12 protein-coding genes and 1 pseudogene are annotated in these 13,566 nt (G+C 36.8%); 9 read left to right on the top strand and 4 right to left on the bottom strand.

Annotation, left to right across the window (positions count from 1 at the left end):
• Positions 1-18: 18 nt before the first annotated feature.
• The 3 genes from AC0VZ5_RS18600 to AC0VZ5_RS18590 all read left to right on the top strand — a co-directional run bounded on the left by AC0VZ5_RS18600 (position 19) and on the right by AC0VZ5_RS18590 (position 3,571).
• Positions 19-1,506 carry a S24 family peptidase gene (locus AC0VZ5_RS18600; protein WP_475475111.1) on the top strand — a complete coding sequence of 496 codons (1,488 nt, stop codon included), beginning with the start codon at positions 19-21 and terminating at the stop codon, positions 1,504-1,506.
• A gap of 444 nt (positions 1,507-1,950) precedes the next feature.
• Positions 1,951-2,754 (top strand): hypothetical protein, encoded by an 804-nt coding sequence (locus AC0VZ5_RS18595; RefSeq protein ID WP_475474871.1) that lies wholly within the window; start codon positions 1,951-1,953, stop codon positions 2,752-2,754.
• Positions 2,755-3,160: 406 nt separating this feature from the next.
• Positions 3,161-3,571: a hypothetical protein gene (locus tag AC0VZ5_RS18590; protein ID WP_475474870.1), complete on the top strand. Its 411-nt coding sequence runs from the start codon at positions 3,161-3,163 to the stop codon at positions 3,569-3,571.
• A 5-nt stretch (positions 3,572-3,576) separates the two neighbouring features.
• Here AC0VZ5_RS18590 and AC0VZ5_RS18585 read toward each other — a convergent pair whose 3' ends face one another.
• Positions 3,577-5,154, bottom strand: coding sequence for a DNA cytosine methyltransferase (locus AC0VZ5_RS18585; RefSeq protein WP_475474869.1), 1,578 nt, complete (start codon positions 5,152-5,154; stop codon positions 3,577-3,579).
• A gap of 357 nt (positions 5,155-5,511) precedes the next feature.
• Here AC0VZ5_RS18585 and AC0VZ5_RS18580 point away from each other — a divergent pair, with 357 nt between their 5' ends.
• Together AC0VZ5_RS18580 and AC0VZ5_RS18575 are read left to right on the top strand one after the other, a co-directional pair.
• Positions 5,512-6,960, top strand: coding sequence for an MvaI/BcnI family restriction endonuclease (locus AC0VZ5_RS18580; protein WP_475474868.1), 1,449 nt, complete (start codon positions 5,512-5,514; stop codon positions 6,958-6,960).
• Positions 6,961-6,971: 11 nt separating this feature from the next.
• Complete coding sequence (locus AC0VZ5_RS18575; protein ID WP_475474867.1) at positions 6,972-7,664, top strand: hypothetical protein; 693 nt, start codon at positions 6,972-6,974, stop codon at positions 7,662-7,664.
• A gap of 303 nt (positions 7,665-7,967) precedes the next feature.
• Here the strand turns inward: AC0VZ5_RS18575 and AC0VZ5_RS18570 are convergent, their stop codons facing one another.
• Positions 7,968-8,339 (bottom strand): helix-turn-helix domain-containing protein, encoded by a 372-nt coding sequence (locus tag AC0VZ5_RS18570; RefSeq protein ID WP_475474866.1) that lies wholly within the window; start codon positions 8,337-8,339, stop codon positions 7,968-7,970.
• Between the two features lie 128 nt (positions 8,340-8,467).
• Here AC0VZ5_RS18570 and AC0VZ5_RS18565 point away from each other — a divergent pair, with 128 nt between their 5' ends.
• Both AC0VZ5_RS18565 and AC0VZ5_RS18560 read left to right on the top strand, forming a co-directional pair.
• On the top strand, positions 8,468-8,929 hold the full coding sequence (locus tag AC0VZ5_RS18565; protein ID WP_475474865.1) for a hypothetical protein: 462 nt from the start codon (positions 8,468-8,470) through the stop codon (positions 8,927-8,929).
• 104 nt (positions 8,930-9,033) lie between these two features.
• On the top strand, positions 9,034-9,909 hold the full coding sequence (locus AC0VZ5_RS18560; RefSeq protein ID WP_475474864.1) for a nuclease-related domain-containing protein: 876 nt from the start codon (positions 9,034-9,036) through the stop codon (positions 9,907-9,909).
• 43 nt (positions 9,910-9,952) lie between these two features.
• Here the strand turns inward: AC0VZ5_RS18560 and AC0VZ5_RS18555 are convergent, their stop codons facing one another.
• Both AC0VZ5_RS18555 and AC0VZ5_RS18550 read right to left on the bottom strand, forming a co-directional pair.
• Positions 9,953-10,294: a hypothetical protein gene (locus tag AC0VZ5_RS18555; protein ID WP_290208144.1), complete on the bottom strand. Its 342-nt coding sequence runs from the start codon at positions 10,292-10,294 to the stop codon at positions 9,953-9,955.
• Complete coding sequence (locus AC0VZ5_RS18550) at positions 10,295-11,314, bottom strand: hypothetical protein (RefSeq protein ID WP_475474863.1); 1,020 nt, start codon at positions 11,312-11,314, stop codon at positions 10,295-10,297. It lies immediately after the preceding gene.
• 656 nt (positions 11,315-11,970) lie between these two features.
• Here AC0VZ5_RS18550 and AC0VZ5_RS18545 point away from each other — a divergent pair.
• Both AC0VZ5_RS18545 and AC0VZ5_RS18540 read left to right on the top strand, forming a co-directional pair.
• Positions 11,971-12,369: a DUF6088 family protein gene (locus tag AC0VZ5_RS18545; protein ID WP_475474862.1), complete on the top strand. Its 399-nt coding sequence runs from the start codon at positions 11,971-11,973 to the stop codon at positions 12,367-12,369.
• A pseudogene (locus AC0VZ5_RS18540) lies at positions 12,359-13,309 on the top strand (nucleotidyl transferase AbiEii/AbiGii toxin family protein). The gene AC0VZ5_RS18545 and the pseudogene AC0VZ5_RS18540 overlap by 11 nt, the downstream one beginning before the upstream one ends.
• The last annotated feature ends 257 nt before the right edge of the window (positions 13,310-13,566 follow it).

Genomic DNA, 13,566 nt, shown 5'->3' with positions numbered 1-13,566 from the left:
ATTGCCTATATTCAGCGCATGCTCGTTGAGGGCGATTTTAGTGCAACCTACAAATTTGCATTGCTGCATGCTTTGGCTGATGTATGTGTTGAGCAGCCACTTCAGTCAGAGCAAAGTGAATTGGTCATAGAGCTGCCAACTCTTGCTGACAAACTCATTACTTTGTATTGGCATCATGCAATGCCGTTTCCCTCAGAACATACTGGTGAAAGTGCATTGCTTTTACAAAATACCGGTGCGCAATCAAAAGTAATTAACGTATTGTTTGAATGCCAACAAAACAATATTCGTAATTTACGCCAACTAAAGCAAAGTGGTTTTTACAAGTCGACTTTTAATGCTGCTATGGCAACATTAAAAAGTGGCCCACTTTGGCGCTTACAAATACTTGCCAAGCAAGAAGAGTGCTTTTTATATCCGCACACTAAAAGTTCTAAATACATTACTTTAAATGCAGGCATTGCCAGTTGTTTTAGGCGTTTTTACGATCTAGTAACGTATTTGGCTAAAAATGCATGGCTGCAAAAAATTCAAAGCATAAAGCACAACCAAACACTTATTGGTCCGCAAAGCCAACTACATGACTTTTTATTTGGCTTTGACCGCAATGCACTCACCAAAGCAAAACCTGTTTTGGTAGAGCTGCAATCTAACAATTGTTTTTATTGTCAAAAGCCAATGAAAAACGATGTTGAAGTCGATCATTTTATACCGTTTGCCCGCTACGCTAACGACTTAGGCCATAATTTTGTGGCAGCGCATCGCACGTGTAATAACAATAAACGTGACTTTTTAGCGGCGCAACAGCATCGAGAGCGCTGGCAAAACCAAAACTTGGTTGTTAACAGCCAAATTATTAGTAATGAGCTAAGTGCGTATTTTCACTGCGATGCAGATAAATCACTCCTAGTAAGCAATTGGGCGTATCAGGTGGCACAAGCCAACAATGCAAAATTATGGCTTGGAAATAAAGACCATTTTGAACAAGCAAAACCAACTGCCGACATAGTGACTTTCCCACAAGCAAAACAACCTGAGTTAGATCAAGTCGCTGAGCCCGAAGTTAGCTTAAAATCAATTAATAACGCATTAAAGCTGCCGTACTTCCCCAATATAAAAATAGCCTGTGGGCATTTTAAAACAGGGGATGAAAGCGATATGGAATTAATGGATGCGCCAATTGGCGCGGGCAAGCTAGACCCGCAAGTGCATTTTTTAGCACACGCATCGGGTAACTCAATGAATGGCGGTAAACACCCAATACTTGATGGTGATTTACTGTTACTTGAGCTTATAACGTCCGATAAAGCAGGCTCGCTGCGCGGCCAAATAGTCGCTATAGAGCGGGATGATATAGGCGGGGAAGGGCAGTATTTACTGCGTAAAGTTAATAAATTATCTAATGGGCAATATGAGCTAATTGCTCAAAACCCAGATTACGAGGTAATGATTGCTGATGAAAGCATGCGAACCTTCGCACGGTTTAAACAAGTGGTTGTGGAATAGTCGTAGTTACGCTTTAACTTGTAGGCGCAGAGCTTGCTCGCGCGAAAAGCGCTTTTACCATGATTTTTACATGGTTTGGGAAAGGAATTAATAACCTCTATTCGAGGTTTTATCGCGTTGGCGATGGCAACCAAAGGGCGGCTGCCGCCGACCGCCCTTTGGAATCCCACGGCGCGCCCGAGGATCACACTGTGTCCTCAAGTTAAAAATTGATGTGAACGTAAGCGCCGTGTATTCGCCATCCATGGCGAAGTCACGGCTTAACTTGCATCCATGCAAGTGATTACTCATCAATTCATAACTTTCGGGTGTGATCACGGGGAGTTGGAGTGTGTTGGTAGATTGGTGTTTATGAATGTAGGCGCGAGTTTTCTCATAAGTTGTATATCAATATTGAAGAAAATAACTTGTCTTCTTGTATTAAAATTAAAAGGGATTTGAAAATTGGAACAGCTTTTTCATATTGCGACTAGATATTATTTTGCTTTTGAAAGCAGTAAAGGCCTAAATTTTAAAATGAAGCGTAACTGGTTTTTTACAATTGCTCTAGCCCCTCTTTTTCTAGGAATGTGTTTTTTAACATTTTACCTTTTAATTATAGAGTCTAGTACGACTCAGAAGTGGCTCAGTATAGCTGCGTTATTTTTTAGTGAATTTGCTTTTCTTTTTTCTTTCACAAGTTTGCAAGAAAAAAAGAAAAAGTTGATTCTTGAAAAGCATGGTGAAAAAAGTGGTGATAAACGTGCATTATTTCGTGCTAAAAGAAAGTGGCTTCTAAAAGAGCTTGGCATCAAAAGTACAGAGTTTTTTGCTACAGCAGAGCAGTATGAAAAAATGCTTAAGTATTACTTTGAGAGAAAAACACCCTATGAGAATTATTGGCAAACGTTCTTTTCTAATTTATTTAGTGATAGTTCAAAGGCAAGAATCTTAAGCTTATTCATTTTTTTAATGTCAATTTGTTTCTTATTAGTAATGAAAGGTGTGAGTGATTCAGAGGTATTTTTCGAACTACTTGAACTAAGTAATTTGATTTCAGGCTTTTTTCTAATTTTACTTTTTTCATTTGGGTTGCATGTTTTCATAGAAACTGTAAAAGCTTTAATCCGTCTTATTGGTTTAATAAATTCAATAATTATCATACAGTTCGAAAATAAGCGTTCTGAGTCAGATGAAGTGCTGAGAGTCTTTATTAAAGATTTATTGTTACTAAGTAGGTTGGATAACAGGATTAAAGTGATTAATTGATTACCCTAAAGATCTAAATATAGTTAACTTTAGTTTTGGAAAAGGGATTTAAAGACCTCTATACGAGGCTTTATTGCGTTGGCGATGGCAACCAAAAAGAGGCTGCCGCCGACCTCTCTCTGAACTCTCTCGGCGCGCCCGAGGATCACACTGTGTCCTCAAGTTAAAAATTGATGTGAACGTAAACGCCGTGTATTCGCCATCCATGGCGAAGCCACGGCTTAACTTGCATCCATGCAAGTGATTACTCATCAATTTATAACTTTCGGGTGTGATCACGAGGAGTTGGAGTATGTTGGTAGGTTGGTGGTTATGAATTAAGGTAGACAGAGTTCTTATTTTCAAATAAGTTGCGATAAAACTGAAAGTTAATTCAACTAACTTATAACTTTAAGGGATTAAAAAAATGGCAATACAGCCAATTAAATTTAGTAAATCATGTATAAAAACATTAACAGCTGTAGAAGCGGATGAAGCGCGCTCACATCAGCACGAATTTCAAGGAGTTGCTCCGTTAAAAGAAATGTTTGGATATGCTAAATTAACTACCAAAGCTACTTTTTCAATTAGAGGTAGTAGCGATTCGTACCCAGTGGATCTAATATGGTATGATGCTAGAGAAGGAAATCCTAATCGTTCTGCTGAATATAGATTATATTTTCAAAGCTCCCCTGTAATGGAGGCGGCTCAAGAGGGGGATGTAATCGTAATTGGATATGATAAGAATAATAATATTCACTGTGAACTTATTCAGAGCCAAAGATTAACAAATCAAAATACTCAATGGCAAATATCCCAAGACACAGCACATTATTGATGCTGCTAGTTATGTTTAATTAAATTAGCTAAGCACGTTCCTAATCTGTAACCTAAAAGTGGTGGAACTGCATTACCTACTTGAGTATATTGCGGTACTTCAAACTTACGCATTTGCCCGCCTGTAGTAACTTTTGAGCGAAATTCAAATTGGTCAGGAAATGATTGTATTCGAGCCATTTCCCTTACGGTTAGTACGCGAAGTTCGCTTTTATCGTAATGGCAGGCGTCGTCTGGGATTGATAGCGCCGCAGGTGCCGGAGAATCTGCAATTAAAGCTTTTTGAGTTTGCTTTTTAGTTGGGTGCTCTAATAGATACTGGATTAGAGCAGACTTATTTTTAAATTTAACCAATTTATTTTGCTGATTTAAAAACTCTTTATTGAGTAATAAAGCTGTGCTCTCATTACTTAAGGTTGCTACACCATTTTTAAGAATATTAAATACGTCTTTTGTTACTTGTTTTTTATCAATATCTTGTAATATTTGGTAAATTCTAAAACGTCTTTTTACAATATCACTATTGGCTCTTAGTACATGATTTTTTAGCTCAGTAACATCCCCTAGGACACCTGAAAAATGAGTATTTAATTCTTTAATATATGATGATGTTTTTGATGGACTAGTTAACTTTAAATCATCAAGTGCATCTTTTACTGTTGCGGCATTATCTGCGACTAAGGAGCTAAGAAAGCTATCTTTAAATAACTTAAAATGCTCTGTTTTTGTTATGTCAAAATAGGGCAAATCACCAAATTTTACGCTATTAATGTTCTTTTTAGCTTTTTTATAAAAGCTAACAGATTGCTTGAACAATTCTATTTCAGTTTCATTTAAACTCTTAAGCTTTTCAAAATAGTCTCCACGTATTGCAATCATGATGAAGCGAGGTCTGTTTTGAGCTATTCCAGAGAACCTTGCGTTAATATGAAGACAAAGTGGAATGTACCCTTTAGTTGCAAATACTTTTGCAACTTCATACCACGCATGAAATTGGTTTCCTTCTTCGTCCTTAAAAGCGCGTAAGATACCTGTTACGTTTTCAAGCATTGCAATTTTAGGGCGAACTAGAGATACGAAAGTTGCAAATTCCCATGGTAAAGTATTTTTATCGCAATCTTTTTTACGCATACCCGCCATACTGAAACTTTGGCATGGTGGTCCGCCTGAAACTAGATCTAACTCACCTTTGCCAAATGAATTATGTAGTTCATCGCATAGCTCTGAATTTGCCTTTAACAGTTTATTAAGTTCAACAATACTGCCAACTATAAGTTTATTTTGAATGTTTTTTAAGTCACTAGGTAAATCAGAGAACCCATCTTTATTGTCGAACTCAGGAAAGTTAAAAGGGTTTTCTCTTAATCTAGGTTTTAAATCTTTATAACTACTGTTTAACCACAGTGTATTTTGTGGAATTAAGTTATCTTCAGCTAGTTGTGCTAAATCTTCTTTAAAAAAGTTATAAGCAAAAGTTTCTGCTGCCATTGGAGAGAGTTCATTAGCAAGTACGGTATTAAAACCGACACTTTCTAGTCCTAATGTTAAGCCACCACAGCCTGCAAACAATTCAATATGATTCAAAACACACCAAGTAATAAATGAAAACCATCGAATTTTACGGTAATCGCTCTTAAAAGTCCAGGTAAGAATTTATTATTTTATATGTTGACTTAAGAGTATGAAAAGAATAAGTTAATTTAAGGCTTATGAGAGTAGCCTTCCTTCCTGTAAAGACCCTTTGTGTCCTCTCTGTAGAGAAAGTTGTGAATTCGCAGCTAGATTTACAGTGTTCGGACTGAAATCAATGAATAACTTTAACTACATATATTTACGGCACGGGAAGTGCCATCCTGATTATAGGAAAAGCGTTTAGCGTCACCCATTAAACCTAAATTTATTTTAGCTGCGATGAATTCCAAAATATTTGGACCATCGAAAATGATAAATGAAAAACGACTTAAACAAGAAGCAAAACTTTTAAAGAAAAACAATGACAGTTTAAATCAAGCCCAAGCACTAAATATTGTTGCTCGCAAATATGGTTATCCTACTTGGCCTGATGTTTCAAAAGAGTTAAAAAAGCAAGAGATAGAAGGTATTCCCATACCAAGTATTTCAACAAATTTTGTTGAATACAATGAAGTTGAAATGTCAGATAAGGATTATGAAGTTTATGATCAAGAAAGGGCCAGTGACTTACAATTAGACCAAAAATTATTGTTAAGAAGTAATACTGTTGCTTTGACCAAGTTAGGTGTAGAGTTTTCTCTTTTTGAGCCTACGCAAACAGGTTTGAATAAATCTATTCTGGATGCAACTCAATCAGTAAGAGATCATTTCGAGTTAGAGGAATTTCATTATTATTTCCAACAAGAGCAAGGTGTTATAAGAAAAGAAGTTAGCTACTTAGTTAATCAGAATGAAATAAAAGAAATTGTTGGAAGTTTTTACCGCCCTAAAACTAAGCAGGGTGATCCAAGGATGTGGTATAGGCAATTACCAAAGTTTGCTACTGCAGGTGAGCAAGTTGCCATTATTATATACCAAGGCTCACCACACCTAATTAACCTGAGTCGCATTGATTTAGAGGTTGAACTACAGAGCCCCTATAGCCAAATTTATAAATTAATAACAAACTACGTAAACAAAGAGTTCTCTTATTCAGCAGAGCTACTTAATAAGATAAAAGAATTAGCTATAAAGCCATTCAAAGCACAGCGAAGTGGTGATACAGCAATAGGTTATACATTAGAGACTTTACTTGGCATTGATGCAAATTCATCAAAAGATCCGGATTACCATGGTATAGAAATAAAGTCTGGTAGAGGAAGTAAAAACCGGACAACTTTGTTTGCCCAAGTTTCTGATTGGAATTTAAGTCCTTGTGGTTGCAAGGGACTTGATTTTACTAAAGGCTCTAGTGCAAAAATTTTAGATAGGTACGGCTATGAAAGAGAAGATGATTTTAAATTGTACTGCACAGTCAGCACTCAACGCCAAAATACTCAAGGACTGCATTTTATATTTAACAAGCAAAAGGATCAGCTTGAAGAATGGTATCGAAATGAAGAATTAGTCGCTGTTTGGCCTGCTAAGTTATTGAAAAAAAGGCTAATTGAAAAGCACTCAGAGACTTTTTGGGTGCAAGCTAAAAGCTTCAAAGAAGGTGGTGAGGAATTTTTTCAACTAGAAAAAATAGTTCACACTAAAGCACCTGTTTTGAGTCAGCTCATACCATTGATCTGTTCAGGTGTTATTACAATGGATCATTTGATAAAACGTTCTGGTAAAACTGGTCGTGTTACAGAAAAGGGGCCGCTATTTAAAATAGATAAAAGAAATTTAGAGCTACTTTTTCCTGAGCCAATAACATATTCACTTGTATAAGGAGGTACAAGATGAATAAGAGAAATACAACTTATACGCGTATAACTAAAATTCCGGAAGAGTTATATAGTGAAGCAGAGTTTCGGGCTAATAATTTACCAATACATAAAAAGTCTCATCGAAAAGGTGAAGCAAATGTTATTGGTTGCTTAGGAGAGCTGATTGCTGAGTACTGGATGAAAAGGCATGATATTTTATATTGTCCAGAACTAGAAAATACTAAATATGATTATAAGCTAAAAAATGGCTTGACGATTGACGTTAAAACCAAAGATAGAAGATATAAGCCAAGAATCGATTTTGATAATAGTGCTCCTCTTTATAATCACTCTCATCAAAAGCCTGATTACTTTTTATTTATCTCATTAGAACGAGATAAAAGTGATTTGTCTAAAAATTTGAGAAGATTCCATAGTGCTCATATAGTTGGGTCTATTAGTTATGAAGAGTTGGATAGAATCGGTATCCCATTTTTAGAGAATGAGGAAGATTGGAGGAATAGAACAAAATTCTGGACTGATTGTTTAAATGTAGAAATGTGGCAACTAATTCCTTTAAGCGAAACGGTTGATATTTTCAAGGGGTTAACTGATGGCCCCAGTTCACAAGCAGCTATAAATATTAATATAGTAAAGGAAATGAAAAATCGTATCTATAATAAGCAACTTAGAGAAAGGAAATTACCAGTTATTTCAGTTTTTTAATAGCCGTAATTTATTTGGGTTTGCATAATTTACCCTTCGAGTAACACCAAACACACATGCTGAGTTATCTTCCCGGTGATCACACCCGAAATTGAATTAATGGTGAGTAATTTACAGTATGGATGCTGTTAAAAAGCGTAGCTTGGCCACGGATGGCCTATCTACGCTGGTTACGTTCATATCATTAATTTAAAATTGAGGAAGCAGTGTGAGCCTCGGGGCGCCGTGGGGTTCCAAGGGGCGGTCGGCGGTATCCGCCCCTTGGTTGTCGTCGCCAACGCGACATCTGTTTAAAAGTAGTATTTATTTCGCTGCGAGCCCAATGAGCAATGCTGTTAATGCTGCCCCAGCAACAAACGCACCTAAATCAGATTCTGCATTTTTTGCATTGCCTCTTGGGGGCATTTTTACTTGTACAACTTGATTACTTTCTAAGTTTTTAACTGTTTTCTCAACAGCAGAAATTATGTCTAATACACTCACATTCATCGCTTTAGAACAAATAAACATCTGATCGACAGAAAATGTCGACTTACCTGATTCCAACCTGCTGTAACTAGCTTGTGTTAGTCCTAATGCTTTAGATAAGTCTGTTTGTTCAATACCTAATTCCTTTCTTTTATTTGCTATCACCACACCCAAAACGGATGAGAAAGAAGTTAATTTATCATTCATAAATATATCCTTAACTAAATTTAAGAGTTGCACAAAGCAAAAAAAGCGGTATATTACTTTAACGACATAATATACGTTTAAAGTATATTATGTCGTTATTTGTTTTATTTTAACTTAAAGAGGTTTATATGCATAGTTTTAAAGTTGGAGATATCCTGTATCGAAGTAAATTGTTGGTACAGCATGCGGGTGTTGTTGTTGGGGATAATGCTGTTTTACATAACTCTCCTTCTGGAGTAGAGATATGTTCGTTAGCTAAATATGGCGAAGGTAAAGTTATTAAGGTTATTTCTACTAACTTGCCAGAACCAGACAAAGAAGAATTTATAAAAAGAGCACTAGAGTTAGTTCAAGAGGGTAAAAAATATCAACTATTTAATTTTAACTGTGAACATTTGGTTTCTTCAATTAAAGATTTAAAACCAACGAGCTCTCAAGTGACAGGTGTTGCAATAGGATCTATCATTGCTGGCCTATACAGCCTTTCTCAGGGAAGTGATAAAACTATTACAGCTATAGGTATTGGTGCAATTGGTGGTCTGCTGATCACTAATCTTTCTAGGAAATATGACTATGAGATACAATCTTGACGGTAGGGATTGAGGTAAATATGTAAATCATCTTCGCCACTACAAGTGCGACATGTATCTATTTTTAATGTATAAAGAATGAGTTGTTATTACAGGAACTCGTCATGGATGATTTATTAAACCAAGGTTTAAGCCTTTTAGTTATTGTTGGTAGCGTCTACTCGTTACTAGGTATTTTATTTTTTAGAATATGGCTTCACCAAAAAAATGCAAAGCTACCGGTCGACCGGAAAAAGCTTAAACGCGTTGCAGCTCAAACTCTAAGTGAACAAGTCAATGATAATATTGTTGATGTTATAGGCTTAATTTTCTTGTCTGTTTTAATTGTTACAATGCCTTTTGCTATCAAAGGGATTGCTGAAGTTTTTGCCAGCGGTAATGTTAATTACTTCCTAATTGTTTTGATTATTTTAGGTTTAGCTTATGTAGCAAGAAAGCTGTGGGTTAAATCTAATTATTTAATAAAACTAAAGCTCGGCCGTGATGCTGAACTTGCTGTTGCCTCTGAACTTATAGAATTACAGTCACATGGATATCAAGTATTTCATGATATACAAGCTGATGGTTTTAACATTGATCACTTAGTTGTTGGGGCAAATGGCATTTTTGCTATTGAAACTAAAGGCAGACACAAGCGAATAAAAGACGATAAAAATTACAAGGTTAAATTTGAGAATAATCATTTAGCATTTCCCTCTTGGTTTGAAAGTAAGCCATTAGAGCAAACTCAAAATCAAGCAGACTGGGTGAACAAATGGTTATATGAAGCAACGGGTTTTAATACTCAAGTTTTCCCTGTTGTGTGCTTTCCTGGTTGGTTTGTTGAACTAAAGCAGCGCCCACTCTTTCCGATTGTTTCACATAAACAATTAGTGAAAACGATTCTTACGATGCGACAAGTAAATTTAAACCAAGAGCAACAACGCGCTATTTGTTATCAGGTAGTACAGCGCTCTTTGCATGAAAGTAAAGCAATTTAAAAGCTGCTCTTTCAGGTTCAGATGAGTGTAACTGAATACGCGACTACTTTGAAAAATAAGTAACAATGCAAAGACAAAGCATCATACCTGTGACTGAAATCAAGTGGACTGCGCCTAACACTTTGTCAATTGGACGAGAGTACTTGGCTACAAAACGTCCATCAAACATCGGAGTTGGTATGCGGGAGCGTTCAAAAAACATCGCAAATACATAAAATGAAACACTAGCGCCAATACCTTTGTCCCAATTTGGGGGAAGCACTCCATCCTTTTCCATATTTTTATTAATATGTTTGACTGAAATTCTCGAAAATAAAATGCCAGAGGCAAAAGTACCTATCATAAATACGAACAGAGAATATCCAGCAAAATGAGCTGCGGGCATTTAAAAGACCCCTTCAAATATAGGTTTTCTGTCGTATATGTTTTCAGACGTTTTTTTCATAAATTTATTCATTTTTATACTTGCTGTAAAACCGACATATAACCCTACACCTATCGCAATAACCCATCCATAAGGAGTTAACATAAGCAAAGAGCTGAGTGCTGTGGTAGTAATCGAACCGACATAAATACCAGATGCGGTAGATGCACCAAAACTGGCTAGCTCAGTTGATAAACTTCTTTGCCAGTCGCCACCATTTTTGTAATCGTTGTAAACCGAGTTTGCTCTAAAAGCGCCATCGAGTAAAATCATACCATTACCAAGCCAACGGCCCGTATTTTCAATATATTTAATTTTTTTAAACTCTGCGGTGCTGCTTATATCTAATTTAGTGGAGTGTCTGGCACTTTTAGCTATATGAACGCCACGATTTGGGTTAGACCAAACCGTTCCTCTACGACTTGCACGGTTAGTATTCATAAAACGTTGTAGTTCAGCTTGATATTTAAGCTGAAGCTCTTTAAATAGTTCAAGAGCTTTTTGCTCTAAAGCGACCATATGATATTTGGGCATACCTGACTTATGTGCGGCTCGTATATCTTTTAAAGATACTTCATATTGACCCGCTAAAGTAACAAATTTTGAACTGCGAGCTTCTATTGATGTGGCACCTGAACCAACAATACCATGTGCGTTGCTTGATAAAAATGGTATAACTTGAGCTTGAAAGTCAGAAATAGCAAGTAATGTTTCGCTGCCAAAATCTCGCAGCATTCCAGCTATGTTTCTTCTTGATTGTGCTGGTAAAAATGCAAATTGATTGACTATATTTTTTTGTTCTGTTGTGGGAGCGCTTAAAGAGTCAGTGTATTCTTTACGCCAAATATAGGGTGTACCTGAGGTGATTACTTTAGTTTTTATGTGATTGTTATCTTGTGAGAAAGTATTGTTTTTATCAGTTTTACATTTTACTACTTCTGCAGTAACTGCATCCAAGCAGATTCTAATTTCTAGAGCCATGATCAGTATCCTTACCTTTAATCTATTACCATAAATGCTAACGCCTTTTAGTTTAACCGTCAATGCCAAGCATGCAGGCAATAACAGAAGGCGTTGTAAGAAATATATTATTATGAGGCAGGACTGGAGGGGTTAAATAATGGCACTTTTTTGGTTGCCGTCGCCAACGCGACATGTATAAATAAAGGTGACGAGCGGCGGGCTTTGAGTATTAAAAGCTACGCTTTTCGCGTCAGCAAGCTTATCGCCTTTGGTGGTAAAGGTTCTAGGTTAAAGGTGTTAGGAGCTAGGGAAGTGACTAGGGGCTGGGGGTAATTTGTAGCCCGCCGCTCGTTGCCCTTCACCCGAACCCCGTAGCTTTTATTTTCTCATTTGCCCTCATTGTTTTCTCTTTGTGCAAATTGTTTTTAAGTGATTTATTCACAAAGAGGTTATAAGGCGCTGCGCTGAAGAGGTAAGAATAAAAAGGTGCTCAAGGGAGGTAACTAGGCGCTAGGATATTTGCATAAGCTCGATGCACGCAGCCCGTTGTGTGAGGCCGTTATTGAGTTTTTATTTAAAGGATAGTGTGCTATCACTCTTTTAATGTCGTATGTTTGCATTGTTTAGATGTCGTATGTTTGCTATATTTTATCTAAGCAACGAGAGTAATTAATATGACAGTAGCAAGTAAAGTAACCGCAAGAATAAATCGCTCGAAGCGTTATGTTTTTGAGCGCGCTGATTTTGCTGATATTGCAGGTTACGACCAAGTTGGCCGTGTTTTAAAAAAGCTGGTAGATAGTGGCCAGTTGTTACGCATTGGCTATGGGCTTTATACTAAAGCGCGAGAAAATCGCATTACTGGTAAGTTAATGCCAGCATCACCTGCGGGTGCAGATGGAGTCATTTTAGAAGCTATTGAAAAACTGGGCGTTGAGTACCAGTTTGATGAATTTACACAACGCAGTCTTGAGGGTGAAAGTTTACAAATTCCCGCTTCATTTAAAATAATGACCAATAGCCGGTTTAAGCGTAAAATTGTTGTAAATAATAGCGCTATCAATGCGAGTTGATAGCGATTTATTTTTAGATGTAGCGGATGCTCTTGGTATGGGTAACCCTGCCATTGTTGAAAAAGATTACTATGTAGTTGCACTACTTAAGCTACTTTGTGAGTTATCTTTTGATACGCATTTTTTAGTTTTTTCAGGCGGTACGGCATTAACAAAGTCAGGCATTAAAACTCATAGGATGTCTGAAGATGTTGATATAAAAATCATTCCTAAAGATTTAACTGCTAACACGTCTAAAACTAAATGAAGAAAGTCTAGAAAAGCGCTCCACTTACAGTTAATTGCTGCAATTAATTCACATGATTATTTTTCTGTAGAAAATACTCCAACTGTTTTTGATGAATATAGATACCAACAAATTGATATTCGCTATCCTCAAGCCCATTCAAAAGCCCCATGTTTACGACCGTTTATTAAATTAGAGCTTATAGAAACATTACTTTTTGATAATGTACAAAGCCGCAATATATCTTCTTTAGTGAACGAGGTAACTCAACAGGCACCAGAAGTGCCGCTGATGGATTTTTCTAGCATTAAGAGTACACAAGCTGAAAAGTTAGTGTCTATGCTTAGGCGCACAGCGAGCTTTGCACGTGATAATAAAAGAGACGATGATCCTGCGCTAATTCGCCATATTTATGATACGTATTATATTCAACACGCTGGATTGGCGAATGTTCAAGATGTAGTACCTTTAGTGCAAAAAGTCATTGCGGAAGATATTACCCGTTACGGTAATCAGCATTTAGAATTTATGGCAGAACCGATTATTGAACTTAAGTTTGCTTTAAACGTGTTACAAACTAATCCACTCTATGAAACGCGCTTTAATGAATATGTTGTTCCAATGATTTACGGTAGTCATAAATTGCTCTGGCAAGAAGCATTTGATGTATTTAAATCATTTTGCAAAGATGTTTTAAATGATATTGAGCTTTAACCGTCAAATTTGAAAAGTGCTGTATTTTCATAATCACTACACACTAATGCTCGGAGCGCCGAGGTGACAAATGACCACAAAAATATCTGGAATATTTTTGAACACTTTTGCTGAAAGACGCCGAGCGACGAGTTGCGGGTTTCGAGCCAAGCTGCATGCCTACGGTGGTAAAGGTACTAGGTTGTGTTCGTTGCCAGTCGCTTGTTGCTCGAAACCGAAATTGGCGTTTAAAATAATCACAGCTAAAACTGGTTTCT

It is taken from the genome of Pseudoalteromonas sp. QJM3NY_12 (genome assembly GCF_056173165.1).
Note: the sequence above shows the minus strand (reverse complement) of the source record. Positions and strands in the feature narration are given on the sequence as shown.

Coding starts and splice junctions, on each gene's coding strand:
- AC0VZ5_RS18600 (WP_475475111.1), top strand. CDS start 19: ATGCTCGTTGAGGGCGATTTTAGTGCAACCTACAAATTTGCATTGCTG.
- AC0VZ5_RS18590 (WP_475474870.1), top strand. CDS start 3,161: ATGGCAATACAGCCAATTAAATTTAGTAAATCATGTATAAAAACATTA.
- AC0VZ5_RS18580 (WP_475474868.1), top strand. CDS start 5,512: ATGATAAATGAAAAACGACTTAAACAAGAAGCAAAACTTTTAAAGAAA.
- AC0VZ5_RS18575 (WP_475474867.1), top strand. CDS start 6,972: ATGAATAAGAGAAATACAACTTATACGCGTATAACTAAAATTCCGGAA.
- AC0VZ5_RS18570 (WP_475474866.1), bottom strand. CDS start 8,339: ATGAATGATAAATTAACTTCTTTCTCATCCGTTTTGGGTGTGGTGATA.
- AC0VZ5_RS18565 (WP_475474865.1), top strand. CDS start 8,468: ATGCATAGTTTTAAAGTTGGAGATATCCTGTATCGAAGTAAATTGTTG.
- AC0VZ5_RS18560 (WP_475474864.1), top strand. CDS start 9,034: ATGGATGATTTATTAAACCAAGGTTTAAGCCTTTTAGTTATTGTTGGT.
- AC0VZ5_RS18555 (WP_290208144.1), bottom strand. CDS start 10,294: ATGCCCGCAGCTCATTTTGCTGGATATTCTCTGTTCGTATTTATGATA.
- AC0VZ5_RS18550 (WP_475474863.1), bottom strand. CDS start 11,314: ATGGCTCTAGAAATTAGAATCTGCTTGGATGCAGTTACTGCAGAAGTA.
- AC0VZ5_RS18545 (WP_475474862.1), top strand. CDS start 11,971: ATGACAGTAGCAAGTAAAGTAACCGCAAGAATAAATCGCTCGAAGCGT.